Annotated in this window: 21 protein-coding genes, 1 tRNA gene and 1 pseudogene; 13 read left to right on the plus strand and 10 right to left on the minus strand. The window is 70.1% G+C overall.

What is annotated here, in order from left to right:
• Positions 1-29: 29 nt before the first annotated feature.
• Positions 30-626 carry a TetR/AcrR family transcriptional regulator gene (locus ACFQO7_RS12980; protein WP_360536926.1) on the minus strand — a complete coding sequence of 199 codons (597 nt, stop codon included), beginning with the start codon at positions 624-626 and terminating at the stop codon, positions 30-32.
• Between the two features lie 152 nt (positions 627-778).
• On the opposite strand from ACFQO7_RS12980, the gene ACFQO7_RS12985 reads away from it, so the two are divergent.
• The 5 genes from ACFQO7_RS12985 to ACFQO7_RS13005 all read left to right on the plus strand — a co-directional run bounded on the left by ACFQO7_RS12985 (position 779) and on the right by ACFQO7_RS13005 (position 7246).
• Complete coding sequence (locus ACFQO7_RS12985) at positions 779-1678, plus strand: ABC transporter permease (RefSeq protein ID WP_360536924.1); 900 nt, start codon at positions 779-781, stop codon at positions 1676-1678.
• Positions 1671-2438, plus strand: a complete 768-nt coding sequence (locus ACFQO7_RS12990) for an ABC transporter ATP-binding protein (protein ID WP_376806595.1) — start codon at positions 1671-1673, stop codon at positions 2436-2438. The genes ACFQO7_RS12985 and ACFQO7_RS12990 overlap by 8 nt, the downstream gene beginning before the upstream one ends.
• Positions 2439-2520: 82 nt before the next feature.
• Positions 2521-3627: a DegT/DnrJ/EryC1/StrS family aminotransferase gene (locus ACFQO7_RS12995; protein WP_360536920.1), complete on the plus strand. Its 1107-nt coding sequence runs from the start codon at positions 2521-2523 to the stop codon at positions 3625-3627.
• Positions 3624-4628 (plus strand): Gfo/Idh/MocA family protein, encoded by a 1005-nt coding sequence (locus ACFQO7_RS13000; protein ID WP_376806596.1) that lies wholly within the window; start codon positions 3624-3626, stop codon positions 4626-4628. Before ACFQO7_RS12995 ends, ACFQO7_RS13000 begins: the two co-directional genes overlap by 4 nt.
• 119 nt (positions 4629-4747) lie before the next feature.
• Positions 4748-7246 carry a glycosyltransferase family 4 protein gene (locus ACFQO7_RS13005; RefSeq protein ID WP_376806597.1) on the plus strand — a complete coding sequence of 833 codons (2499 nt, stop codon included), beginning with the start codon at positions 4748-4750 and terminating at the stop codon, positions 7244-7246.
• A gap of 56 nt (positions 7247-7302) precedes the next feature.
• Here the strand turns inward: ACFQO7_RS13005 and ACFQO7_RS13010 are convergent, their stop codons facing one another.
• A complete protein-coding gene (locus tag ACFQO7_RS13010; protein WP_376806598.1) occupies positions 7303-8412 on the minus strand; it encodes an acyltransferase in 1110 nt (369 codons plus the stop codon).
• 227 nt (positions 8413-8639) lie between these two features.
• Here ACFQO7_RS13010 and ACFQO7_RS13015 point away from each other — a divergent pair, with 227 nt between their 5' ends.
• Both ACFQO7_RS13015 and ACFQO7_RS13020 read left to right on the plus strand, forming a co-directional pair.
• Complete coding sequence (locus ACFQO7_RS13015; protein WP_376806731.1) at positions 8640-10067, plus strand: glycosyltransferase family 4 protein; 1428 nt, start codon at positions 8640-8642, stop codon at positions 10065-10067.
• Positions 10068-10262: 195 nt separating this feature from the next.
• Positions 10263-11546, plus strand: coding sequence for a nucleotide sugar dehydrogenase (locus ACFQO7_RS13020; protein ID WP_376806599.1), 1284 nt, complete (start codon positions 10263-10265; stop codon positions 11544-11546).
• 68 nt (positions 11547-11614) lie between these two features.
• Here the strand turns inward: ACFQO7_RS13020 and ACFQO7_RS13025 are convergent, their stop codons facing one another.
• Positions 11615-12751 (minus strand): glycosyltransferase family 2 protein, encoded by a 1137-nt coding sequence (locus tag ACFQO7_RS13025; RefSeq protein WP_376806600.1) that lies wholly within the window; start codon positions 12749-12751, stop codon positions 11615-11617.
• A 201-nt stretch (positions 12752-12952) separates the two neighbouring features.
• Here ACFQO7_RS13025 and galE point away from each other — a divergent pair, with 201 nt between their 5' ends.
• On the plus strand, positions 12953-13987 hold the full coding sequence (gene galE, locus ACFQO7_RS13030) for a UDP-glucose 4-epimerase GalE (protein WP_376806601.1): 1035 nt from the start codon (positions 12953-12955) through the stop codon (positions 13985-13987).
• A gap of 94 nt (positions 13988-14081) precedes the next feature.
• The gene (locus ACFQO7_RS13035) at positions 14082-14951 is read left to right on the plus strand and encodes an aldo/keto reductase (protein WP_376806602.1); all 870 of its coding nucleotides are present in this window, start codon (positions 14082-14084) and stop codon (positions 14949-14951) included.
• 4 nt (positions 14952-14955) lie between these two features.
• Here the strand turns inward: ACFQO7_RS13035 and ACFQO7_RS13040 are convergent.
• Positions 14956-15117 (minus strand): annotated as a pseudogene (locus ACFQO7_RS13040) (DUF5701 family protein); the annotation flags it as partial.
• A gap of 239 nt (positions 15118-15356) precedes the next feature.
• On the minus strand, positions 15357-15518 hold the full coding sequence (locus ACFQO7_RS13045) for a DUF5701 family protein (RefSeq protein ID WP_376806603.1): 162 nt from the start codon (positions 15516-15518) through the stop codon (positions 15357-15359).
• A gap of 111 nt (positions 15519-15629) precedes the next feature.
• Here ACFQO7_RS13045 and ACFQO7_RS13050 point away from each other — a divergent pair, with 111 nt between their 5' ends.
• The 3 genes from ACFQO7_RS13050 to ACFQO7_RS13060 all read left to right on the plus strand — a co-directional run bounded on the left by ACFQO7_RS13050 (position 15630) and on the right by ACFQO7_RS13060 (position 19309).
• The gene (locus ACFQO7_RS13050) at positions 15630-16721 is read left to right on the plus strand and encodes a SigE family RNA polymerase sigma factor (RefSeq protein WP_376806604.1); all 1092 of its coding nucleotides are present in this window, start codon (positions 15630-15632) and stop codon (positions 16719-16721) included.
• Between the two features lie 204 nt (positions 16722-16925).
• Positions 16926-18086: a helix-turn-helix domain-containing protein gene (locus tag ACFQO7_RS13055; RefSeq protein ID WP_376806605.1), complete on the plus strand. Its 1161-nt coding sequence runs from the start codon at positions 16926-16928 to the stop codon at positions 18084-18086.
• A 602-nt stretch (positions 18087-18688) separates the two neighbouring features.
• Positions 18689-19309, plus strand: a complete 621-nt coding sequence (locus ACFQO7_RS13060) for a hypothetical protein (RefSeq protein ID WP_376806606.1) — start codon at positions 18689-18691, stop codon at positions 19307-19309.
• Here ACFQO7_RS13060 and ACFQO7_RS13065 read toward each other — a convergent pair.
• From ACFQO7_RS13065 to ACFQO7_RS13075, 3 genes are all read right to left on the minus strand, one after another.
• Positions 19235-19765: a hypothetical protein gene (locus tag ACFQO7_RS13065; RefSeq protein WP_376806607.1), complete on the minus strand. Its 531-nt coding sequence runs from the start codon at positions 19763-19765 to the stop codon at positions 19235-19237. The genes ACFQO7_RS13060 and ACFQO7_RS13065 overlap by 75 nt on opposite strands.
• A 106-nt stretch (positions 19766-19871) precedes the next feature.
• Positions 19872-20411: a barstar family protein gene (locus tag ACFQO7_RS13070; RefSeq protein WP_376806608.1), complete on the minus strand. Its 540-nt coding sequence runs from the start codon at positions 20409-20411 to the stop codon at positions 19872-19874.
• A gap of 165 nt (positions 20412-20576) precedes the next feature.
• A tRNA-Arg gene (locus tag ACFQO7_RS13075) sits at positions 20577-20652 on the minus strand.
• Between the two features lie 132 nt (positions 20653-20784).
• On the opposite strand from ACFQO7_RS13075, the gene ACFQO7_RS13080 reads away from it, so the two are divergent.
• Positions 20785-22032 carry an MFS transporter gene (locus ACFQO7_RS13080; protein WP_376806609.1) on the plus strand — a complete coding sequence of 416 codons (1248 nt, stop codon included), beginning with the start codon at positions 20785-20787 and terminating at the stop codon, positions 22030-22032.
• A gap of 194 nt (positions 22033-22226) precedes the next feature.
• On the opposite strand, the gene ACFQO7_RS13085 is transcribed toward ACFQO7_RS13080, so the two are convergent.
• A complete protein-coding gene (locus ACFQO7_RS13085; protein ID WP_376806610.1) occupies positions 22227-22691 on the minus strand; it encodes a DUF4442 domain-containing protein in 465 nt (154 codons plus the stop codon).
• Between the two features lie 131 nt (positions 22692-22822).
• A complete protein-coding gene (locus ACFQO7_RS13090; protein ID WP_376806611.1) occupies positions 22823-24133 on the minus strand; it encodes an ABC transporter ATP-binding protein in 1311 nt (436 codons plus the stop codon).
• Between the last annotated feature and the right edge of the window lie 170 nt (positions 24134-24303).

A 24303-nucleotide genomic window follows, 5' to 3' on the forward strand; every position in this document is an offset into this window, starting at 1 on the left:
AGTGGCCGGCGGCACGCGGCGCGCCCGGATCAGCCGGTCAGGCCCGCGATGATCGCCGACACCAGGCGCGGCACGTAGTCGGCCGGCACCGGGTTGCGGGTCACCGCGAGGTGCCAGTAGACGGGACCGACGATCAGATCCACCGCCAGGTCGGGATCGGTGTCCGCGGGCAGCTCGCCGCGTTCGACGGCGCGGCCGATCAGCAGCGCCCCGATCTCGTGCTGGTTGGCCCGCAGCGCCTGCTGCAGCTTCTCGCCGATCTGCGGGTTGCGGGCCGCCTCGGCCAGCAGGTCCGGGATCACCTGCGAGGCCAGCGGGTGCCGCAGCGCCCGGGTCAGGATCTGCAGAAGGATCATGAGGTCGCCCCGCAGGGTCCCCGTGTCGGGCAGCGGCAGCTTCTGGCCCGCGAGGCCGGACACGATCTCCAGCACCATCTCGAGCTTGGAGCCCCACCGGCGGTACACGGCCGTCTTCGCCACACCGGCGCGCCGGGCCACCGCCTCGATCGACAGCCGGCCGTAGCCGACCTGGGCGAGTTCCTCCACCACCGCGGCCTGGATCGCCTCGGTGATATCCCCTCTCAACACGGCCGCCCCCGCGGGGACGCGCCTACTCTCTGCCAGCACGTGCATACGATAGCGCAGCGACGCAACGGTTGCGTCGCGACGCGCGGCCGACTAGCATCACGTTTACGTCGATACGGTGGCGTCTCTTCCTCGACGTCGGCTACCGTGTGTGACCGCCACTCATCCCCAGTCTGGAGATCGGAGCCCGTACCATGGCAGAAGCTGTGGTGACAGAGCCTTATCCCACCGTCGCACCAGCCCAGCTCGCGGCCCGTTACGGCCTGCGCGCCGCGGGCGAGCGGCCGGGCGTCCGCGAGTACATCCGCTCGCTGTGGGCCTACCGGCACTTCATCGTCGCGTTCGCGAACGCACGCAACGTCGCGACGCTGACCACAGCACGGCTCGGGCAGCTCTGGCACGTACTGACCCCGCTCACCAACGCCGCGGTCTACTACCTCATCTTCGGCGTGATCCTGGGTACCAGCGACCGCATCGAGAACTTCGTCGCCTACCTGTGCTGCGGCATCTTCATCTTCGGCTACACGTCGGCGGTGGCCTCGGCCGGAACGGTGTCCATCACCGCCAACCTGAACATGATCCGGGCGCTGCAGTTCCCCCGGGCCAGCCTGCCGCTGTCGGTCACCATCACCCAGCTGCAGCAGCTGCTGGCCTCGATGGCCGTGCTGATCGCGATCGTGCTGGTCACCGGCGAGCCGCCGCGGCTGGCCTGGCTCACCCTGATCCCGCTGCTGCTCCTGCAAACCATCTTCAGCGGCGGCCTGGCCATGCTGCTGGCCCGGCTGGGCTCGAAGATCGTCGACCTGAAGCAGATCATGCCGTTCGTGCTGCGCACGTGGCTGTACGGCTCGGGCGTGTTCTACAGCCTGACCACCGCGACCGACAACATGCCGACCTGGGCCTCCACCCTGCTGCACCTCAACCCGATGCTGGTCTTCATCGAGCTGGCCCGCGAGGCGCTGATCACGACCACCCCGCCCTCCCACTTCTCGGTCGAGTCGATGTGGCTCGTCGCCCTCGGCTGGGCGGTCGTGATGGGCGCGCTCGGTTTCTTCTACTTCTGGCGTGGCGAGAAGGAGTACGGCCGTGGCTGAGACCCGGGTTCCCACCGTCGTCGTGGACGACGTGCACATCGTCTACCGGGTGCACGGCGCGGCGAAGGACAACTCTCCGCTGGGCGCGCTGCGCCGCATCGCCTCGCGCGGGCCGTCGGCGACCGTGCGCGAGGTGCACGCGGTCAAGGGCGTCAGCTTCGTCGCCCACGAGGGCGAGGCCGTGGGCCTGATCGGCACCAACGGCTCGGGCAAGTCCACCCTGCTGCGGGCGATCGCCGGGCTGCTGCCGGCGACCAAGGGCGCGGTCTACACCAAGGGCCAGCCCTCGCTGCTCGGCGTGAACGCGGCGATGATGGCCGACCTGTCCGGCGAGCGCAACGTGGTGCTGGGCTGCCTGGCGATGGGCATGCCCAAGGGCGAGGTGCGCGCCAAGACGCAGGAGATCATCGACTTCTCCGGCATCAACGAGCGCGGTGACTTCAGCTCGCTGCCCATGCGCACGTACTCCTCCGGCATGGGGGCCCGCCTGCGGTTCTCGATCGCGGCGGCCAAGAAGCACGAGGTGCTGCTCATCGACGAGGCGCTGGCCACCGGTGACGCCAAGTTCCGCAAGCGCAGTGAGGACCGCGTCCGCGAACTGCGGGCCGGCGCGGGTACGGTCTTCCTGGTCAGCCACTCCCTCAGCTCCGTTCGCGACACCTGCGAGCGGACGATCTGGCTGGAGTCGGGCGTGATCCGGATGGACGGGCCGACCGACGAGGTGCTCGCCGCATATGAGGAATTCAGCACCGCCAAATGAGTCTCAGCAGCGAATATAGAATCGGATTCGCCATCGGTACGGGTCCGTTGAACAGCACGGCAAAGGAAACGAGGAGGACCCCTTGAACGGAAAGCCCATCCCCCCGGCACGACCGGTGATCGGTGAGGCCGAGATCGAAGCCGCCGTGCGCGTCCTGCGCAGCGGCATGGTCGTACAGGGCCCGGAGGTCAAGGCGTTCGAGGACGAGTTCTCGACCCTGGTGGACGGCCGGCACAGCGTCGCGGTGAACTCGGGCACGTCCGCCCTGCACCTGGCGCTGATCGCGATGGGCGTCGGCCCCGGTGACGAGGTCATCGTGCCGTCGTTCTCCTTCGCCGCCTCCGCCAACGCGGTCCGCCTGGTCGGCGCCGAGCCGGTCTTCGCCGACATCGAGCCCGGCAGCTTCTGCCTGGACCCCGACGCCGCCGCCGCCGCGATCACCCCCCGCACCGTGGCCATCATGCCGGTGCACCTGTACGGCCACCCCGCCGCGATGGACCGGATCATGGAGCTGGCGCAGCGCCACGGCCTGGCCGTCCTGGAGGACGCCTGCCAGGCGCACGGCGCCGCGCTCAACGGCACCCCCGTGGGCGCGTTCGGCATCGCCGGCACGTTCAGCTTCTACCCCACCAAGAACATGCACTCGCTCGAAGGCGGCATGATCACCACCGCCGACGCCGAGTTCGCCCGCACCCTGCGCCTGCTGCGCAACCAGGGCATGGAGCAGCGCTACGCCAACGAGATCGTCGGCGCGAACATGCGGCTCACCGACGTCGCCGCGGCGGTCGGCCGGGAGCAGTTCAAGCAGCTCCCGCAGTGGACCGAGCAGCGCCAGGCCAACGCCAAGTTCCTCGACTCGCGGATCACCGCCGTGGTGACCCCGCCGGTCGCGGACAACGCCAAGCACGTGTACCACCAGTACACGGTCCGGGTGCAGGGCGGTAACCGCGACGCGGTGCAGCAGGGCCTGACCGAGAAGGGCATCGGCAGCGCGGTGTACTACCCGACGCCGATCCACCGCCTCAAGCCGTACCTGACCGCCGAGGGCAAGGTCAACCCGGCGTGGGACCTGCCGGAGACCGAGAAGGCCGCCGCCGAGGTGCTGTCGCTGCCGGTCTTCCCGTCGCTGACGGCGGAGGAGCTGGAGTACATCGCCGACGGCGTGAACACCGTGGCGGGCAAGCTGTGAGCACCGAACGCAAGCTGCGCGCCGGCCTCATCGGGCTCGGCGCGATGGGCCGCAACCACGCCCGCGTGCTGTCCACCCTGGCCGGCGTCGAGCTGGTCGCGGTCGTCGACCCGATGGGCGACAGCACCGGCACGCTCCGGGTGCCCGTGGTCCCCACGGTCACCGAGCTCATCGCGCTGGGCATCGACTACGCGGTGATCGCGTGCCCGACCGCGCTGCACGAGGAGGTCGGCCTGGAGCTGGCCGCCAACGGCGTCTGCGCGCTGATCGAGAAGCCGCTGGCCCCGTCGATCGAGGGCGCCCGCCGGCTGGTCGACGCGTTCGAGAAGGCTGGCCTGGTCGCGGGCGTCGGGCACATCGAGCGCTACAACCCGGCGCTGCAGAACCTGCGGTCCCGGCTGGAGGCTGGCGACCTGGGCGAGGTCTTCCAGGTGGTCACCCGCCGCCAGGGCCCGTTCCCGCACCGCATCGCCGACGTCGGCGTGGTGATGGACCTGGCCACCCACGACATCGACCTGACCAGCTGGGTCACCGGCCAGTCGTACGTCTCGGTGTCGGCGCACACGGTGTTCCGCAGCGGCCGCCCGCACGAGGACATGGTCGCCGCGGTGGGCCAGCTCGCCGACGGTTCCATGGTCAACCACCTGGTGAACTGGCTGAGCCCGCTCAAGGAGCGGTCGACGGTGATCACCGGCGAGAAGGGCTGCTTCGTCGCCGACACGCTCACCGCTGACCTGACCTTCTACGCCAACGGCGCGATCACCACCGAGTGGGAGGCGCTGCGCTCCTTCCGCGGCGTGGCCGAGGGTGACATGATCCGATTCGCCATCCCGAAGCGGGAGCCGCTGCTCGTCGAGCACGAGCGCTTCCGCGACGCGGTGGAGGGCAAGCCCAGCGACATCGTGACCCTGCGACAGGGCCTGCGCACGGTCGAGGTGGCCTCGGCGGTGCTGCAGTCGGCAAAGACCAAGTCAACAGTCGTACTTCCGGAGAACATGTAACCGGTGGCGTGAATCCACTGGCTGAACGACAGTGATGCCGATGGCCCACCAGCGAACCGCCCGTCAGGGCTGCGTTGGCGGGCCATCGGCTTGATGATTTCCTGCTCACGGAGGACCGAATGACATCCCAGGTCAGGCAGCCGCGGCTGGTCGTGGTCGTCGCCAACGACATCAGAGGAGATTCGCGGGTCCAGAAGACGGCGATCGCCGCGGCACGGGACGGCTGGGACGTCACGGTGGTGGGTAGCACCGATGCCCACGTCCTCGAGAAGACGACCATGGGCCGGCTGAAGGTGATCCGCGTGCCGGCGGCCAAGCCGAAGTCGCAGAGCCGCCTGGGCCGCACCGCGGACCGGATCGCCCAGACCGGCAAAGACGCCGACAACCGGTCCCGGGCGCGGGGCATCGGCCTCGTCGGCGACCTGGGCATGCGCTTCGCCCGTCGCGTGGTGGGCAAGGTGCGCCACGAGGTCCGCGAGCTGCGCGCACGCCGCACCTCCCGGGTGGCGCCGTCCGGCGACTGGCGCCGCGATTGGCCCCAGCTGGCATCGCTCGACAAGACGTTCGGGCCGGTGATCGACGAACTCGAGCCGGACCTGATCCACGCGAACGACATCGCGACCATCGTCATCGCCGCGCACTGCGTCGAGCGGCTGAGGGCCCGCGGGCTGACCTGCTCGTGGATCTACGACGCACACGAGTACATCCGCGGCGTGCAGTGGCCGACCCGCCAGCAGGCCAGCGCGTACACCAGTGCCGAGCGCGAGTTCATCTCCGCGGCCGACGCCGTGGTGACGGTCTCCACGCAGCTGGCGCAGATGCTGCAAGACGACTACCAGCTCCCGACCAGCCCCGTGGTCGTGGGCAACTCACCGGTACGCGAGATCATCGCCCCGACCAGTGAGAAGAGCCTGTCCGTCCGCGCGCTGTGCAACCTCGCCGACGACGTGCCGCTCATGGTGTACGCCGGATGGCTGGGCAAGGAACGCGGCCTGGACACCGTCATCGCCGCGATGCCGAAGCTGCCCGGCTACCACCTCGCGCTGGTGGTGGGCCGGACCAACCCGCTGCTCAAGCAGCTGCTCCTGCAGGCCGAGACGCTGGGCGTGCGCGACCGCATCCACCTGCTGCCCTATGTGCCGCAGCACGAGGTGGCCGCCTATCTGAGCTCGGCCGACCTCGGTGTGATCCCGTTCCGGCGGGTGCCCAACACCGAGATCTCGCTGCCCACCAAGATCTCGGAATACCTGCACGCCCGGCTGCCGCTGGTCACCAGCGACGTCAAGGTGGTCCGCGCGTTCGTCGAGGAGCACGGCATCGGCGAGGTGTTCCCGTCCGAGGACGTCGACGCCTTCGCCGTGGCCGCCGACAAGGCGTACCAGCAGCGTGCGGCGCTTTCCGCACGGATCAGCGAGGAGATCCTCGACGATCTGTCCTGGGAGCACCAGAGCAAGGCGCTGCTGGGCCTGTACCGCAGCCTGTCGGCGCGGGTGCCCGCCGTGCCCGCCGACATCCCGTGGGATGTGCAGGAGGATCCGCCGCCGGTGGATCCACTGCTGGTCGGCGACTGGCGGGAGATCGGGGACACCAGGGTCCGGCTGGGTCTCGGCCCGGCCAACTACGCCGGGCAGGGCGCGGCCTTCGCCAAGGCGATCTGCCGGGAGATGACCGACGTATCGGCCGAGGTCGTGATGATCCGCCAGCCGGAGTCGTTCGGCTTCCCGGCCAACGTCTACATCGACGCGAACCGCCTGGCCGACTTCAACGTGCAGTCGCAGCAGATCCACCGGGTGCTCGGCCGCTACACGCACGTGCTGGTCGACGCCTTCATGCCGGTCTTCGGGCACCTCAACGGCACCACCATCGAGGGCGACCTCGCCATGCTCGGCCGGGCCGGGGTGCAGGTGGCCGTCCTCGCCCACGGCAGCGAGATCCGCGACCCGCGCCGGCACCTGAAGAACCACGAGTTCTCGCTGTTCCGCGACGCGCCGGCCGGCATCGCCGCCCAGCTCGCCAAACGCGCCGAGCGCAACCGGAAGATCGCCGAGTCGTGCGGGCTGCCGCTGTTCGTCACCACGCCCGACCTGGTCGAGGATCTCCCGACGGCGACCTGGGCGCCGCTCGTCATCAACATCGACCTGTGGGCGTGCGACCGGCCGGTGATGCAGCGCAAGCGGCCCATCGTGATGCACGCGCCGTCCAAGCGCTGGACCAAGGGCACGGACCGGATCCTGCCCAGCCTCACCCGGATGCACAAACGCGGCGTCATCGATCTGCGGCTCGCCGAGGGCATCCCCTGGGAGCAGATGAAGGACCTGGTACAGGAGTCCGACATCGTGCTCGACCAGTTCACCACGGGCGCCTACGGCACGCTCGGCTGCGAGGCGATGGCCGCCGGCAAGCCGGTGGTCGCCTACATCAGCGAGCGGGTGTCCCAGGCGGTGGGCCCCGACCTGCCGATCGTCTCGGCCAACCCGAACAACCTGGTCAGCGTGCTGGAGTCGATGCTGAACGACCCGGCCGGCACGGCCCGGATCGGCGCGGCCTCGGCCCGGTTCGCGCGGGAGTTCCACGACGGGCGGCGCACCGCCGCCGCGCTGGCGACCTTCCTGCGCTAGCTCTCCGATGGAAACGGCGCGGCCCGGTGGCACTTCTGCCCCGGGCCGCGCCGCGTTCACACCACCGTGCGCAGGTACGGCACCTTCCCGGCCAGGTGCGACAGCACGAACGAGACCACCACCACCACCGCGTACGCCCCGGCCGTCAACCCCAGCGACGTGCCCTGCCCGACCTCCGGCACCAGCAGCTGCACGACCCTGAGCACGAGCAGGTGCACCAGGAAGACGCCGAACGTCGCGTCGGAGAGCTTGCGGAGCCGGTCGCCCGCGCGCTCGGACAGCGTCCAGCGCGCGCCCAGGCTCACGGCGATGACGAACAGCAGGCCGGAGACGATCGTGGTGACCAGGCCGCTGGCGTTGACCGGCAGCAGGGCCTGCAGCCACGGGTACTCGGGGCGGATGCCGTACTGCCAGACGACCTCGGCCTGCAGCACCAGGGCCACCACCGCGGCCAGCGCGATGCCGCGCCGGCTCAGCAGCACGTTGCGCAGCGCCCAGCCGGCCAGGAAGAAGCCGACGTAGGGGAACCAGCGGTTCCAGGCGCCCAGCGAGATACCCCGGCTCTGGTTGAGCAGCTGGGTCACCCCGGGGATCATGTACGCCACCACGGTCCAGAACACGGCCACGCCCGCGGTGATCCGCGCCCGGCGGTCGCCGCCGTCCTTGAGGAACGCGGCCAGCACCGGCGCGATCACGTACAGCCCGGCGATCAGCCAGAGGAAGTAGAGCGCGGTGTAGACCTTGCCGTCGATGACGTTGATGGCCAGCCGGCCCAGGCCGGGGCGCTCGCCCTGGATCATCATGCGCACCAGCACCAGGTAGACCAGGTGCCAGAACACCAGCGCGGGCAGGATCCGGGCGAACCGCTTGCGGTAGAAGTGGGCCGGTCCGGCGGCGTGCGCCCGGGGGGCGAGGACGAGCGCCCCGCTGATCATGATGAAGACCGGCACGCACCAGACAGCGCCCATGTCGATGGCGGTCGCGATCCACCACGGCAGGGTGCCGCGCAGATCGTCGTTGCCGACTATCAGGCCGAAGACGTGGATCGCCACGACGCCGAGGATGGCGGCGACGCGCAGGGCGTCGAGGCCGTGGTTCCGAGCGGCCACGCGCTCCACCGGCGCGGGGGTGGCGACCGGCGAGGCATCGACGAGGGGAGTTTGCACCGGTGCATCCTATGGGCCGGTCGGCCGGGCGACCAGAGATGTCGATCACGAAAAACCGGACTGTACCGGCATTCCGCCCGGCCTGGACCGCCCTGATCCACTCGCACCCGTGCTGGCCGGAAGGGCGGTTGACCTACACTCGTCAGCGGCCTGTAGGCGATGCGGTGGCGAGGGCGATCATGGAGCAGGGCGTGGCGCGCAACGGAGCTTTCCGGGGCCGGGTGGTGATGCTGGTCGACAACGGCGTCAAGGGCGACTCGCGGGTGCAGAAGCAGGCTCGCTCCGCCGCCGACGCCGGCTGGGAGGTCGTGCTCCTGGGCGTGGCGCCCGGCCTGAAGACGGTGACCTGGAAGCTCGGCGAGGCCGACGTACGCCTGGTGCCGATGCCGCGCAAGTTCAGCCAGCGGGCCAACGGCTGGGTGCGCCGCAAGGCCTCCGGTGCGAAGCGCCGCCTGCGCGGCACGACGCCGGCCGCCACCGCACCGGCCGCCGCTCCCGCCACGTCGCCCGCCGCAGCCGCTCCCCCCGCCCCGCCGAAGAAGCGGCGGCTGGACGGCATCCGCACGGCCGGTGAGAAGGTCGGTCGCGGGGTCCGGCGCGGCTGGGACAACACGGCCCTGGTCGTGTACAAGAACGTGCTCGGCGACAGCGCCTGGCGTCGGCTCGACCCGCAGCTCTGGGCGTTCGAGGTCGCCTTCGGCCACGTCATCGACTCCCTGCGGCCCGACCTGATCCACGCCAACGACTTCCGGATGCTGGGCGTCGGCGCGCGTGCGGCCCGGCGGCTGCGCGCCTCGGGCCACCCGGTGAAGCTCGTCTGGGACGCGCACGAGTTCCTGCCCGGCATCAACCCCTGGATGAACAATCCGCGCTGGCATCCGGCGCAGCTCGCGCACGAGCGCATGTACGCCCCGTACGCCGACGCCGTGGTGACGGTGTCGGAGGGCCTCGCCGAGCTGCTGCAGCGGGAGCACAAGCTGCCGCGGCTGCCCGAGGTGGTGCTCAACGCGCCGGGCGGCGACGAGCCTGGATCCGCCGAGGAGGTGCCGACCGGGCTGCGCGAGTCGTGCGGCATCGACCCGGCCGCCCCCGTCGCCGTCTACAGCGGCGCCGCCGCTCCGCAGCGCGGCCTGGGCATCATGGTGGAGGCGCTGCCGCAACTGCCCGGAGTGCACGCGGTCTTCGTCGTGCCCAGGCCCAACGCGCCGTACCTGCAGCAGCTCAAGGCCCGCGCCCGGGAACTCGGCGTCGCCGACCGGGTACACGCCCTGCCGTACGTGCACCACCAGCATGTCGTGCGCTTCCTCGCGGGAGCCGACGTCGGCGTGATCCCGATCCTGCACTACCCCAACCACGAGATCGCGCTGATCACGAAGTTCTTCGAGTACTCGCACGCCCGGCTGCCGCTGGTGGTCAGCGATGTGCGCATGATGGCCGAAACCACCCGGGCGACGGGCCAGGGCGAGGTCTTCCGCGCCGAGGACCTCGCCGACTACGTCCGGGCGGTCCGCGAGGTGCTGGCGGACCCGCAGCGCTACCGGGCCGCGTACGACAAGCCCAGCCTGCTGGAGAACTGGACCTGGGAGGCGCAGGCCCAGGTCCTGGACGGCATCTACACCAGGCTGGTGCCGGGACGTCCGGCCGCCGGGAACTGAACCACCCGCTGCCCTGCCTGCGGACGTCGGACCCGTCCCAGCGCCATACCGTAGACTCCAGCGGAATCCAAGGACGTTGCTGGTGCGCGGGTCGGCAGCAGCCACCGGCCGTTTGCCGCCGAGCCCGGCCCCTGTCAGGATGGACCAGCTCATCCGCCGTTTGCGGCCGTGTTGACCTTGAGGAAGAAAGACAGCATGAAGATCTGTGTGGTAGCCCTGGGAAAGATCGGCCTTCCGCTCGCGGTGCAGTTCGCCGCCAAGGGCCATGAGGTCATCGGCGCCGACGTCTCCGAGCGGGTCGTGAGCCTGGTCAACGACGGTGCGGTGCCTTTCCCCGGCGAGACCGATCTCGACGTCAAGCTGAAGGAGGCCGTGGCGGCCGGGCTGCTGTCCGCGACCACCGACACGACCGCAGCGGTGGCCGAGTCCGACGCCGTCGTCGTGGTCGTGCCGCTGTTCGTCGACGCCGACGGGGTGCCGGACTTCGGCTGGATGGACAGCGCCACCCGCGCCATCGCCGCCGGGCTGCGCCCGGGCACCCTGGTCAGCTACGAGACCACGCTGCCCGTCGGCACCACCCGCAACCGCTGGGCCCCGATGCTGGAGGAGGGCTCCGGCCTGACCGCCGGCCGGGACTTCTCCCTGGTCTTCAGCCCCGAGCGGGTGCTCACCGGCCGCGTCTTCGCCGACCTGCGCCGCTACCCGAAGCTGGTCGGCGGCGTCGACGAGGCGTCGGCCGCCCACGGCGTGCGCTTCTACGAGGCCGTGCTCGACTTCGACGACCGGCCCGACCTCGACAAGCCCAACGGCGTCTGGGACCTGGGCTCCGCCGAGGCGTCCGAGCTGGCCAAGCTCGCCGAGACCACGTACCGCGACGTCAACATCGGCCTGGCGAACCAGTTCGCCCGCTTCGCCGACACCGTGGGCGTCGACGTCACCAAGGTCATCGAGGCCTGCAACACCCAGCCGTACAGCCACATCCACTCGCCCGGCATCGCCGTCGGCGGCCACTGCATCCCGATCTACCCGCGGATGTACCTGTGGAACGACCCGGCCGCCACCGTCGTGCGCGCCGCCCGCGAGGCCAACGCCGCCATGCCGGAGTACGCCGTCAACCTGCTCGCCGACGCGTACGGCGACCTGACCGGCGCGAACGTGCTCGTGCTGGGTGCCGCGTACCGCGGTGGCGTGAAGGAGACCGCCTTCTCCGGCGTCTTCCCGACCGTCGAGGCGCTGCGGGCCCGGGGCGCCAACGCCTTCGTCAGCGACCCGATGTACACCACCGAGGAGCTGGCCGCGCACGGCCTGCCGCCGCACCAGGGCGAGGCCGTCACCGCCGCGATCATCCAGGCCGACCACGCCGAGTACCGCAACCTCGGCCCCGCCGAGCTGCCGGGTGTCCGGGTGCTGGTCGACGGCCGCCGCGTCACCGACCCGGCCCGCTGGGCCGGCACCGACCGCGTCGTCATCGGCGGCTGACCCCACCACGACGACAACGGCCGCCGCACCCGCGAGGTGCGGCGGCCGTTTCGTGTCCGTGGGGACGGTCAGCGCGTGCGGTCGAGCACCGACGCGTCGACATCGGTGCGCTGGCGCGGGACGGCGGCCGCGGTCGTCGGCACGGGCAGGCGCAGCGCGGGGGCGGCCGTGCGCGAGCCGCGCAACGCCGCGATCCGCTGCGAGGTCAGCCGGTGGGCCAGCCGCAGCAGCGTGTACGCCCCGTAGGCGTCGTAGCGGACCAGCCGGTGCTTCAGCCCGCCGAGGCCGCCCGGGGGCGGGTAACCGCCGTCGGGCAGTCGGCGGCGGTAGTCCTCGACGATGCGGCGGAAGAAGGCCTTGCGCATGGACTGCCCGAGCCGCCGGTCATGCCCGATGATCACCAGGTAGTGGTCCAGCATGATCCGGAACAGCGCGGGGCGGAACTGCTCCAGCGCGCCGCCGGACTTCTCCATCACGTCGAAGACTCGCTGGTACTGGCCGAAGACCTCGAAATGGCGGTCGGACACCGAGGCGGTGATCGCCCCGGGCGTCTGCTGGCGGTACAGGTAGCAGACCACGTCCAGCACGTCGATGGTGCCCGCCGCCATCAGCAGCGGGTGGCTGTACGCGGCGTCCTCGTACCAGCCCGCGTGGAAGCGCAGGCCGTTCTCCTCCAGGAAGCTCCGCCGCGCGATCTTGGTGCAGGCCGACTGAGCCAGCCGCAGCAGTTCCGGCCGCCGCGACAGGTGCAGCGGCGTCGGGGCGCCGCCCAGCAGGCCGGCGGAGACCCGGGGCACCACGGTCCCGTCGCCGAACACCTCGGCGTGGTCGACGATCAGCACGTCGGGGTTGTGCAGCGCGAGCCGGTCGAGGACCACGCGGACCGCCCCGTCCGGCACCCAGTCGTCGGAGTCGATGTACCAGACGTAATCGCCCTCGGCCTGCGCCAGACCCGCGTTGCGCGCGCCACCGAGGCCCACGTTGGTCGTCAGGTGCACCGGCCGCACCCGGGCGTCACGGGCCGCGAACGCGTCCAGGATCGCCCCGCAGCCGTCGGGGGAGGCGTCGTTCACGGCGACGACCTCGATCTCGTCGCCGGGGTGGGCGAGCAGCGATTCGAGGCATTCCCCCAGGAACTTCTCCACCCCGTACACCGGTACGACGAACGAGATGCGAGGGGAGGGCGAGGGGGATTCATGTCTCACGTCAGCAAAGGGTGCCAGACGCGCACTACCGGCCGCCAGCCCCAAATGGCCACAAGATCCCCGCCGACGGCCCTATCGACCCGCGCTGATATAGCCCCACGAGCTGTTTGCCTGGCCGGTGACGGGCCTGCTAACTTCGGCCTTCACGGGTGCCGGCCACCGGCATGCCGGACCGCGGGAGACGACGGGCCAGGACAGACGATGACGGACAGCATGCCGGGAGCCCCCACACACGGGGGCCTGAAGGTGCTGATCACCGGCGGGGCCGGCTACATCGGCAGCACGATCGCCACCGCCTGCCTCGACGCCGGTCTCACCCCGGTGATCCTGGACAACCTGTCGACCGGCCGGCGTGAGTTCACCACCGGCCGCGCGTTCTTCGAAGGCGACATCGCCGACGGCGCCCTGGTCGACCGCGTCTTCGCCGAGCACCCCGACATCTTCGCCGTGGTGCACTGCGCCGCCCTGACCGTCGTGCCCGACTCGGTCGCCCAGCCGCTGCGCTACTACCGCGAGAACCTCGCCAAGACGGTCGATTTCGTCGACCACCTGCTGCGCAACGGCTGCCGCCGCCTGATCTTCAGCTCCACGGCGGCGATCTACCAGCCCGGCCCCGAGTTCACCGTCGACGAGGACTCGCCCATCGGCCCGGTCAGCCCGTACGGCCGGACCAAGGCCATGGTCGAGTCGGTGCTGGCCGACGTGTGCGCGGCCGAGGACTTCGCCGTGATCTCCCTGCGCTACTTCAACCCCATCGGCGCGGACCCGCTGATGCGCACCGGGCTGCAGCTGCCGCGGCCCACCCACGCGCTCGGCAAGATGATCGAGGCCGTGGAGACCGGCGAACCGTTCCGGATCACCGGCACCGACTTCGAGAGCCACGACGGCACCGGCATCCGCGACTACATCCACGTGTGGGACCTGGCCCGCGCCCACGTCGCCGCGCTGATCCAGTTCGACGAGGTGCTGGCCGGCGAGCCGGAGTCACACCTGGCCGTCAACATCGGCACCGGCCGGGGCACCACGGTCCGCGAGCTGGTCGACGCGCTCGACGCGGTCCGCGGCGTGCCCCTGCCGACGGTCGCCGCGCCCCGCCGCGCCGGTGACGTCGTCGGCGCGCACACCCGGGTCGACCGGGCCCGCAAACTGCTCGACTTCAGCTGCGAATACACCGTCGAGGACGGCGTGCGGCACGCCCTGGAATGGGCCGCCGTCCGCGCCGAGCGGCTCGGCTGACCGGGCTCCCCGCATCCCCCAGCCCGCCGGAACGTATCGGGCTAGGCTGATCGTCAAGGCGTGACATCCCGCGATCACCAGGCGAGGAGCACTCATGGCGGCGCAGAGCACCCTTCCCGCGGCGGCCGCAGGCCGCTTCTCCGTCGGCGGCGACCTGCCCGTCAACCGCCTCGGCTACGGCGCGATGCAGCTCACCGGCCCCGGCGTCTGGGGCGACCCGGCCGACCCGGACGAGGCCGTCCGCGTGCTGCGCCGCGCGGTCGAACTCGGCGTCGACTTCATCGACACCGCCGACTCGTACGGCCCCTTCGTCAGCGAGATGCTGATCAAGAAGGCGCTGCACCCGTACCCGGAAGGCCTGGTCATCGCGACCAAGGGCGGCTTCACCCGGGCGGGCCCCGGCGACTGGCGAGCGGTCGGGCGGCCCGAGTACCTGCGCCAGCAGTGTCTGCTGAGCCTGCGTCACCTGGGCCTGGACCGCATCGACCTCTACCAGCTGCACCGCATCGACCCGAAGGTGCCGCTGGAGGACCAGCTCGGCGAGCTGGTGCTGCTGCAGCAGGAGGGCCTGATCCGGCACATCGGGCTGTCCGAGGTGACGGTGCCGCAGATCGTGCAGTCCCGCAAGCTCGCGCCGATCGTGTCCGTGCAGAACCTGTACAACCTGGCCAACCGCAGCGCCGAGGACGTGCTGCGGCACTGCGAGGAGCAGAACCTCGCCTTCATCCCGTGGTTCCCGATGGCGACCGGCGAGCTGGCCAAACCCGGCGGCCCGCTCGACCGGGCCGCCGAGGCGCACGGGGCCAGCCCCGCCCAGCTCGCGCTGGCCTGGCTGCTGCGGCGCTCGCCGGTGATGCTGCCGATCCCGGGCACGTCCAGCGTGGCGCACGTGGAGGAGAACATCGCGGCCGCCGAGATCACCCTGACCGACGACGAGTACCGCGAACTCGAAGCGGCCGTCTGACGGCTCAGGCCGGCAGTGGCGTACGCGCGGCCGCCGAGGCGAAGCCGAGCCAGGTGTGCCGGTTGCCCGCCCAGCACCAGCCGACCTTCGGCGCGTGCCGCCGGGCGCTGCCGTCCCGGCCGGTGCCGTTGCCGATCCACAGGGCCCGGGTGCGCGCGTCCAGCGAACAGGTGTGCTAATTTGTTGTGGCCTGGCTGGCGAAAACCAAGCCGGTCGGGCCTACCGCCGGGCTGGCGGGAAGTCAGGTCTGTGGAGCTTGTGTAAGACCGATGGGCGGTACACCGTCCCTTTGCTGGTAACCCAGGTCGGCAACGGGCTGTGAAGCAGAAAGTTCGACCCGCGAGGGCCGAATCCCCTGCTTCAGCTGGGGGAGATGTCAAGAAGCACCGGTTGCGCTCCAGCGCCTCAGGCTGCTGCAGCAGCCCACAGGATGCCCTCGGTGAGGAGCAGCGGGGTACGCCCCGCACCCGCGATCGCGGGCAGCGCCTCATCGGGGCTCCAGTTCGCCATGGCCTCCCCGCGATCGACGCCGTGCACCAGGTACAGCGCCGACTGCGGCGCGGTCATGGCGTACCTCCCCTACGGTCAGGCCTGCGAACGTATTCGAGAACCGCGTGCCACTGGCGGAAGTCGGCGACCGGCGCAACCTCCCGCCGCCCCGAGGAGTGAGTACAGAACATGACCACCACGGCGTCCACCCGCGCAGCCGACTTCGAGGGCTTCTACCAGGCCCACTTCACCGGCACGGTGCTGCTCGTCTACTCCTTCACCGCGGACATGCAGGCCGCCCAGGACGTCGCCCAGGAGGCGTTCGCGCGGGCCTGGCAGCGCTGGCACCAGGTATCCGACTACCACGACCCGCTCGCCTGGATCCGCCGCGTCTCCATCAACCTGACCAACTCCCGCTGGCGCAGGCTGCGCACCGCCCGCTCCTATCTGGAACGGCAGCGCGAGGAGCATGCGGCAGAGGTCAGCCCGGACCACGTGGCGGTCGTGGCGGCGCTGCGGCGGCTGCCGAAGAACCAGCGTTCCGCGCTGGTGCTGCACTACCTCGCAGACCTGTCGGTCGAAGACGTCGCCCAGCACCTCGACGCCCCGGTCGGCACGGTGAAATCGTGGCTGCATCGGGGCCGCAGCGCCCTGGCCGGCACTTTGATGCTGGAGACGCCCGAGGTCACCGCCCCGCCGGCGCAGGAGATCCGGGACCGCGGGCAGGCCCGACGCCGCGTGCAGCTGGCCGCCGTCACCGCCGGCGCCGCCGTCGTGGTGGCGTTCGTCCTGGCCGTCCTCACCGTCACCGCTCCCAGCGCCACGCCGGTCGTGCCGGCCTTGGGGACCAGCCCCTCGGCGGCCCTGCCGCCCGGCTGCCTGCCCGGTCAGATCCCGGTCGACCTCACCCTTCCCGTCTCGGAATCGCAGGTGCTGGTCAACGTCTTCAACGGCACCAAAACGGCCGACCTGGCCGTGAACGTCGCCGCCGACCTCCGCAACCGGAAGATCACCATCGGCACCGTCGGCGACGAGACCGAGTATCGCGACCTGGTCGCCGTCCTCCGGTACGGACCGGAGAGCCTCGGCGAGGCCCAGCTGCTGCGGGCTTACCTGGTCGTGGAGCCCGTCAAACTCGAATTCGACCCCCAGCGCACGACCGCCGACATCGATCTCGTGGTGGGCGGGCAGTTCAAGCAGTTCGGGTCCCCGACCGAGATGCGCCAGAAGATCGCGCAGCTGGGACAGCCGACCCTGCCACCCGGCACCTGCAAGCGCTGACCGCCCGGACGCACGGGGAACACCGGACGGTGCTCCCCGTGCCCGTCAGCGTTCCGGCGAAGCGATCGTCTAGTGCGCGTACGTGGCACCCGGTGACGTAGGCCGCCTCGAATCCGCGTCAGCCGGGTGATCGACACCTGCCACCGCCTCGATCTCACGTCGCCGAGTGCGCACACCCACGACGATCCCGAGTAACCTGACGCCATGGCCGGTCTCGGCGATCGACTCCGATCAGTTCGCAAACGCCAAGGGCTCACCCAGCGCGAGCTTGCCGCGCGGTCCGGCGTCTCGATCTCGCTCATCCGAAAGATCGAGCAGGGCGAGGTCACCGACACGCGCCTGGAAACACTGCGAAGACTGGCGCTCACCTTGCATGTCTCGACGACGACACTGGCGGTCGGCGGTGAAGCCGAGCCCGCCACGCCGGATGACGTCGACCGCTGGGCGACGGTACGCAATTCGCTGAGCGATGACCTGCCGCAACCTGGCGAGAGTCCGACCCTGTCAGGTGTGACGGCCGCATTCGAACAGCTCACGCCTCTGTTCCGGGGCAACAAGTTCTCGGCGATGCTGCCCGTCCTACCCGCTCTGATCCGAGATGTCCGGGCGCTTGGCGAGGAGGGGAGGCCGATTCGCAGCCGGGTGTTCACCTTGACCGGCGGCCTTCTCGTACATACCCACCAGTACGACGCGGCAGAGGCGGCTCTGACACGGGCTTTGGCCGATGCCCAGGACTCCTTCGACGCCTCGGCGGCGGTGCATAACCTGACCTGGCTGCTGGTACGGCGCGGACGGCTCGACGATTGCATCAGCCTGGCGACTCAGTGGGCCGACGAGCTGGAGCCGAAATTGTCCAGCTCCACGCATCGCGAACTGGCCGCGTGGGGCTGGATGTTGATCAGGATCGCGATGGCGGCGATCCGGAACAACCAACCCGGGGAGTCTGCCGACGCGATGCGTCTGGCCAAAGCCGCCGCACTCGTCGCCGGACGCGATTTCCAGCCGACCGGCGACTTTCTACGCCCCTTCGGACCGTTCCTGGTCCAGGCCAAGCAAGCAGAGCTGGCGATGGTCGACGACCGACCTGACCGGGTGCTGGCGCTTTCCGCAGGGATACCGCCCGCCAGCATCGTCCACGCTTCGGACAACTGGAACAGGCACCTGCTCGACGTCGCGAAGGCTCAGGTCCGATTGGGGCTGGCGGGCGAGGCCGTAGGGACCATGTTCACCATCCGGGCCCGCGCACCGGAATGGTTGGTACAACAGCGTTACGCCCGAGACATCGTGCGCGAGATGATCGAACGGCGACGAAGGCTGACTCCGGACATGCGTGAACTCGCCGACGCGGTGCGGCTGACGTACTGATATTGGAGTTGGCACTTCCCACGATACGCCTCGGGAAGTGCCAATGACGCGTGGCTATGTCCTCGGCGAGGCTCTGTTCAGTGACGCATCCAGCCCCAGGGGAGGCATGGGATGCGTCCTGGAGCCGGAGGCCATGGCTCGCAATCAGGTCTCCGGCTCCCCAACAGGGGAGGAGCAGATGCGCGAACCCGTATATCGAGTGGTCCGCATAAGAATCACTGAGGCGACGGCACCCAACCAGGTCCTGGAGATCGATACCGTCGCGGAGCTGAAAGTGGCACTGGCGTTGCAGGAGATCCTGCGGCGAAAGCCCGCCGTACGCGCGGGCCGCGAGGTAGTGCGCATAGTCGAGAGGTGAGGCCACGGCTGGGTCCAGCTGACGAAGTTGGCGCCCCAAACCTGGGCCGATGTGCGGTGAAGCAGCGCTCGCGAATCAGCCCTGCCACAGCTCCCGGTCGGCGAGTCGGCGAGGCCGATCGACGCTCCCCCGTGACTCGGCATGGCTAACATTCGAACGCATACGGGACCCCGTGTCCCATCGGAGGTGCAGAGTTGACCCGCGACGCGCGGCGCTGCCCACGCCCTGAGCCTGGATGCCGTACGTGACCGCCCACCGCACGCGCGCCGCTCAGCTGGCCGGGTTGACCGGCTGGACAGGTCACTGGCCACACCTGCCGAACTGGCGGGCGCTGGAGATCGCTTTCAGCCATGCCTTCCCGGCTGATTTCAAGAGTTACGTCGAGCTGTTCCCGCCCGGCGCGTTCGGCATGGTGCAGGTGTTCCACCCGTTCGACCCCGAGTTCTTCCTCCTCGGTGACACTCGGGCCTACGTCGAACAACTGATGGCCCGCAACGATGCGACGAACGACGAACCGGATCTCCCCCGGTTCGGCAACCAGCCCGGCGAGCTGTTCGCATGGGGCACGGTCAACGGCGAGTACGAGCTGTGCTGGGAGATCACCGCCGCCGACCCGGACACCTGGACCTGCGTCGTAGCGGACATCCCCATGCGCTCGGTCGAGCGCTACGACGGCGGGATGCTCGAACTACTCCTGGATGTGCTCGGTGGCGACGCCGGGCGGATTCCGTCGCTGGGCTACCTCCTCGACCTCTTGCCGATGCCTTTCAGCCAGTACGGCACGAGCAGTTCAGTTCTGCCGCTTCAGCCTGGCGAGGTGGTCCGCCCAGGCCCATTCGGCGTTGCCCTCCATGAACCAACCTGACCGCCGCAGCGGGATGTCCGCGGCCTCGATGTGGGCCAGGCAGAGCACACGGCGGCCGTGTGCCATCGCGCGCCAGGCGCAGTCCGCCACTGTGTCGAGCAGGGTCATGGCATCGCTGTATCGCTGCCCCGCGTAGACGCCGAATGCCTTGAGCACAAGGACGACCCCGGTTGCCTCCGCGGGAGCGTCTGCGAGGATTCCGCCCACCGATCCGCCGAGGCACTGCCAGCATCTGTCGGACGGGCAGTCGTTCCATGACATCGCGGTCAGGTCGCGGAACATGTGTGCGGAGATCAGCCAAGCGGCCTCGATCTCGATGAGGTGGTATCCCTCGCCACGCAGCCAGCCCATCACGTCGGCCAGCACATCGGCGGTACCGACCCGGGCGATGGGGGACTGGGTCAGCAGGCGGTAGTCGAGACGGTGCCTGTCCCGCTCATGGTCGAAGGCGGCCATCCGCACAGGATGCCCGCCGGGTCCGGCGACCCGCACGCGTATTTCGCGTGAGGCCCGACCGCAGCGCCGTTCACTGCCAGACCTGACGCTTTCACGGAACGTAGGGCTACTGCCACCACACCTTGAATCCGCCGACCTTCCCGACTTCCGGTGCCTGGTCCTCGGCGTGCAGTAGTGCCATGAGCCGGTGGCCACGCATCAGGTGCTCGCGTGAAACCTGCGCGATGACGTCGACCGCGGTGGTCGCCCACCAGGAGTCGGCGGCGAGGAACTGGTCGAAGTCCCGCAGAACGAGCACCCATCCGGTCACGCCGGAGAAGTCGATATAGCGAAGAGTGTCGCAGAGCGCATCGAGGTTCTTTGCCGACCACCCGCAGTAGCGCATCGAGACCTGGCCGAGCAGGTCGGTCAGCAATGCGGCCGACGGATGGTGCCCATCGGCCGGTGCCGGGTGCGTTCGGGTGCCAAAGGGTGGGACCGCTGACGCGAGGCCTGGCACCTCCGCGACGCCGTAGCCTAGTTCGCGCAATTCACGGATCGCGCCGTCGAGTCTCGCCGCCGCCCGGAACGCCCCAACGCCTCCGTCGTGGAACACCTCCCAGTCGATGCGGCCGCGTTCCTCTTCCTCCTCCGTGAAGATCGCCATGTCAGTACCCTCTCCCAGCCAGCCGGCAAGCCTGCGCGCGCCGTCCTCCTGGTCGCACCGCCGGAACTGCTCTGAGCCGACAACTTGCATCGCATCATGGTTCGGACACGACGCGCACGCAGCTAGGCAGAAGAGGCTTAATGATTGTTGATCAGTGGTCTGACCTGGTGCCCCCGGCAGGAATCGAACCTGCGACCTGCGGTTTAGGAAACCGTTGCTCTATCCCCTGAGCTACGAGGGCGCGAGTGCACAGTCTAGCGACTGGCGGGACATCTCGCGGTACGAGGTCGTCGGGGCGTTCCGCCGTGTTCTCCACCCTGCTCAAGCCCCTTCCGCTTTACAAACCGTACGTACGTATTGTTAAATCCAGAGCGTGATCAGCAAGCTCCTCCCCGCCCCGGGCACCCCTCGCGTCCTCATGTTCGCCACCCTGGTGAACACCTTCGGCAACGGCGCTTACCTCACCACCAGCGCGCTCTTCCTCACCCGCTCGGTCGGCCTGAGCCCCGCCGAGGTGGCGATCGGCCTGAGCGCCGCCGCCCTGGCCGGCATGGTGCTCACCACCCCCATGGGCTACCTCGCCGACCGCCGCGGCCCGAAGCAGGTGCAGATCGGGGCGCTGATCGTGCTCGCCGCCTGCTTCACCGGCCTGACCCAGGTCCACCACCTCTGGTCGTACGTGCTGATCGCCTGCGTGATCGCCGTCGCCGACGCGACGGTGAAGGCGGCGAACGGGGCGATGATCGCGGGCGCGGTGCCACCGGCCGAGCGGGTGCGCACCAGGGCCTTCATCAGATCCACGAACAACGCCGGCATCGCGCTGGGCACCCTCGCCGGCGGCCTGCCGCTGTTGCTCGACGCGCGCGCCGGTTACCTGGCCGTGCTGCTGGGCAACGCGGTGACGTTCCTGCTCGCGGCGGCCGTCGTCACCCGGGTCACGGCCGTGGCCCCCGCGTCGGCGCCACCGGGCAGGCCACGCATGGTCGCCCTGCGCGATCGCCCGTTCCTGACGTTCGCGCTGCTCGACGGGGTGGTGGCGGCGCTCTACAACGAGGTGCTGAGCCTGGCGCTGCCGCTATGGCTGGTCGCGTACACGAGCGCCTCCGTCGCGTTGGTCTCCGCGGCGCTGCTGGTCAACACGATCGGCTGCGTGACCCTGCAGGTGTGGGCGTCACGCGGCACGCACACCGCGGCGGACGCGGTCGGCGTGGCCCGCCGCGGGGCGCTGGTCGTGGCCGCCTCGTGCGTCCTGTTCGGCCTGTCCGCGGGGCGGCCGTCGTGGCTGGTGACGGTGCTGGTGCTGGGGGCGTCGGTGGTGCACGTGCTGGGCGAGCTGTGGCTGTCGAGCGCGACCTTCGCGGTCGTCTTCGACCTCGCCCCGGACTGGGCCCAGGGCCAGTATCAGGGCGTCCACCAGACGGGGCGGCAGATCGGCAACATGGTGGGGCCGCCGCTGATCACGGCGCTGGTCATCGGCTGGGGCGCGCCGGGCTGGACCGTCCTGGCGGCGATCTTCGCGGCGGCAGGGCTGGTGGCACCACACGTCATCCGCTGGGGTCTGCGCAGCACCACCCGCCACACCTCGGCGGGCACCGTTCCGGCCGTACGCGCGGTCACGTGATCCGGCCGCGCGCCGCCACGACCCGCCTCGACCACGCTTTGATCGTTCGACTTGCCCGGCACCTGTGCGTATCTTGACCGCCCATTCGCACACCTGCCTGGCAAGTCGAACGATCTTGGTGCGCTGCGCGACCGCGCCGACCCTGCCGGATGCCGGGCTCGGCCGGGAACGGGATGCGCGCCCAGCCGAGAGATTCAGCGGTGGGGGCGCAGGGTCCAGACGATGGTCATCTCGCCGGTGGTCACACCCGCGGCGTCGGTGATGACGATGTTCACCTCGAACTCGGGCCGCAGTCCGGCATCCAGCTCGGACACCACGTCCGCGGGCGGCCGCGACAGGGTGGCGGTCGCGCTGACCTCACCCATCGCCAGCTTCTTGTACGCGATCTCCGCGCGCACCGCGAGCGGCGTGGCCCGGTGCAGCTGGTCGCCGAACGCGGCGAGCACGATCGCGCCGGAGGCCGTCTCGGCGAGGGTGAACATCGCACCGGCGTGCGGGCCGCCGACGTGGTTGTGCGTGGCGTGGTCGTCGGGCAGCGTGGCGACGGCGCGGACGCCGTCCGCGTCCACGGTGATCTCGGTGAACCGGGTGCCGATGGTGCGCGCGAACGGCACAGTGGCCAGCAGGCCCTCGGCGACGGCGTTGGCGTCGATCGTCATGCCCGCATGTTACCCACCGGTAACTAGCCGGGCAAGGCGGAAAGAAGATCGCCGTTCCTGGTCGAAATCTGCGGTGCGAACCCAGATTTCGACCCGAACGGCGATCTTGAACCGCGAGGTGCGGTGACCCGTCAGCGCCAGCCGACGTCGATCCGGTCACCGCGCTCGTCGAAGAAGTGCAGCGCGTCCATGCGCACCGCGATGGACAGCGGGTGGCCCGAGGCGATCTGCGGGTACGGCGCGAGCCGCACCGCCAGCTCGGCAGCCCGCCGGTGGTGGCGGCCCGGGTCGGAGAGAACGCTCTCCCGCTCACGGTGTGACGGCCGCTCGACCACTGATGTCGCCGCCCCGTTCGAGCGGCCCTTCATCCGGTTGATGACGTGGCCGAAGCGGCGCAGCCGGGAGCCGTGCTCCTCCTGCTCGGCCGCGGACCGGCCGATCTCGTCGACCACGACCGCGGTCGCGCCGATGTCCACGAAGGCCAGCGACTCGTGTCCGTGGTGCTCCAGGTAGCGGATGCGGCCCTGCAGCACGTCGCCCGGGGTGTCCGGGGCGACCGGCGTGAGGGCCTCGGCCCGTACGCCGATGACGATGCGCTCGCCGTGGAAGTGCGACACGGCGCGGGCGCGGATGTCGTCCCACTTCAGGTACAGCGACTGCTCGCCCAGGTTGAGCTGGACGTAGCGGTCCAGGTGCACGTAGACCGACGCCTCCAGCAGGTTCATGCGCGGGCTGCCCAGGAAGGCGGCCACGTAGAGGGTGGCCGGCTTGCCGTACACCTGCGTCGGGGTGCCCACGTCCTGCAGCACGCCCTTGCGCATGATGGCGACCCGGTCGGCCATGGTCAGCGCCTCGGCCTGGTCGTGCGTCACGTACACGGTGCTCACGCCCAGCTCGCGGACCAGGCCGGAGATCTCGGCGCGCAGCTCGGCACGCAGGCCGCTGTCGAGGTTGGACAGCGGCTCGTCCATGAGGAAGAGGCCGGGGCGGCGCACGATGGCACGGCCCATGGCCACCCGCTGGCGCTGGCCGCCGGACAGCTGGCTCGGCTTGCGGCCGAGCACGTCCCCGATGCCCAGGGCGCTGGCCACGTCGGCGACCCGCTCCGCCCGCGGCTCCGGCTCGATGCCGGACAGCCGCAGCGGGAAGCCGATGTTCTCGCCCACGGTCATGTGCGGGTACAGCGCGAAGTCCTGGAAGACCATGGCGATGCGCCGGTCGCGCGGCGGGAGCTGGTTGGCCAGCTGGCCGTCGAGCATGATGGCGCCGCTGCTGGGGTCCTCAAGCCCGGCGACCATGCGCAGCACGGTCGACTTGCCGCAGCCCGAAGGGCCGAGCAGCACCATGAACTCCCCGTCGGCCACGTCCAGGCTGACGTTGTCGACCGCTACGGTCCCATCTGGAAAAACCTTGGTGACGTCTTTGAGCGCGACGGTTGTCACCGTCTCCTCCCACAGCCCTCGATCCGGCCCCGAATCTGGACACACTCTCGAAAAATAACCCGTCTTCCTATCGGGTAAACGTTCCATGTTCAGGCGGTCACGGACGTATTACCTTGCCCACCGCGCAGTTCACGACGCTGCGGAATCGTCCGCGAACACACCGTGTCTTT

The organism is Catellatospora aurea (genome assembly GCF_042663325.1).
Taxonomy (GTDB): Bacteria; Actinomycetota; Actinomycetes; order Mycobacteriales; family Micromonosporaceae; genus Catellatospora; species Catellatospora aurea.

Excerpts from the sequence above, each read along its gene's own strand:
- ACFQO7_RS12985 (WP_360536924.1), top strand. The coding sequence starts at position 779 with ATGGCAGAAGCTGTGGTGACAGAGCCTTATCCCACCGTCGCACCAGCC.
- ACFQO7_RS13005 (WP_376806597.1), top strand. The coding sequence starts at position 4,748 with ATGACATCCCAGGTCAGGCAGCCGCGGCTGGTCGTGGTCGTCGCCAAC.
- ACFQO7_RS13015 (WP_376806731.1), top strand. The coding sequence starts at position 8,640 with ATGCTGGTCGACAACGGCGTCAAGGGCGACTCGCGGGTGCAGAAGCAG.
- ACFQO7_RS13020 (WP_376806599.1), top strand. The coding sequence starts at position 10,263 with ATGAAGATCTGTGTGGTAGCCCTGGGAAAGATCGGCCTTCCGCTCGCG.
- galE (WP_376806601.1), top strand. The coding sequence starts at position 12,953 with ATGACGGACAGCATGCCGGGAGCCCCCACACACGGGGGCCTGAAGGTG.
- ACFQO7_RS13035 (WP_376806602.1), top strand. The coding sequence starts at position 14,082 with ATGGCGGCGCAGAGCACCCTTCCCGCGGCGGCCGCAGGCCGCTTCTCC.
- ACFQO7_RS13045 (WP_376806603.1), bottom strand. The coding sequence starts at position 15,518 with ATGACCGCGCCGCAGTCGGCGCTGTACCTGGTGCACGGCGTCGATCGC.
- ACFQO7_RS13050 (WP_376806604.1), top strand. The coding sequence starts at position 15,630 with ATGACCACCACGGCGTCCACCCGCGCAGCCGACTTCGAGGGCTTCTAC.
- ACFQO7_RS13055 (WP_376806605.1), top strand. The coding sequence starts at position 16,926 with ATGGCCGGTCTCGGCGATCGACTCCGATCAGTTCGCAAACGCCAAGGG.
- ACFQO7_RS13065 (WP_376806607.1), bottom strand. The coding sequence starts at position 19,765 with ATGGCCGCCTTCGACCATGAGCGGGACAGGCACCGTCTCGACTACCGC.
- ACFQO7_RS13070 (WP_376806608.1), bottom strand. The coding sequence starts at position 20,411 with ATGGCGATCTTCACGGAGGAGGAAGAGGAACGCGGCCGCATCGACTGG.
- ACFQO7_RS13085 (WP_376806610.1), bottom strand. The coding sequence starts at position 22,691 with ATGACGATCGACGCCAACGCCGTCGCCGAGGGCCTGCTGGCCACTGTG.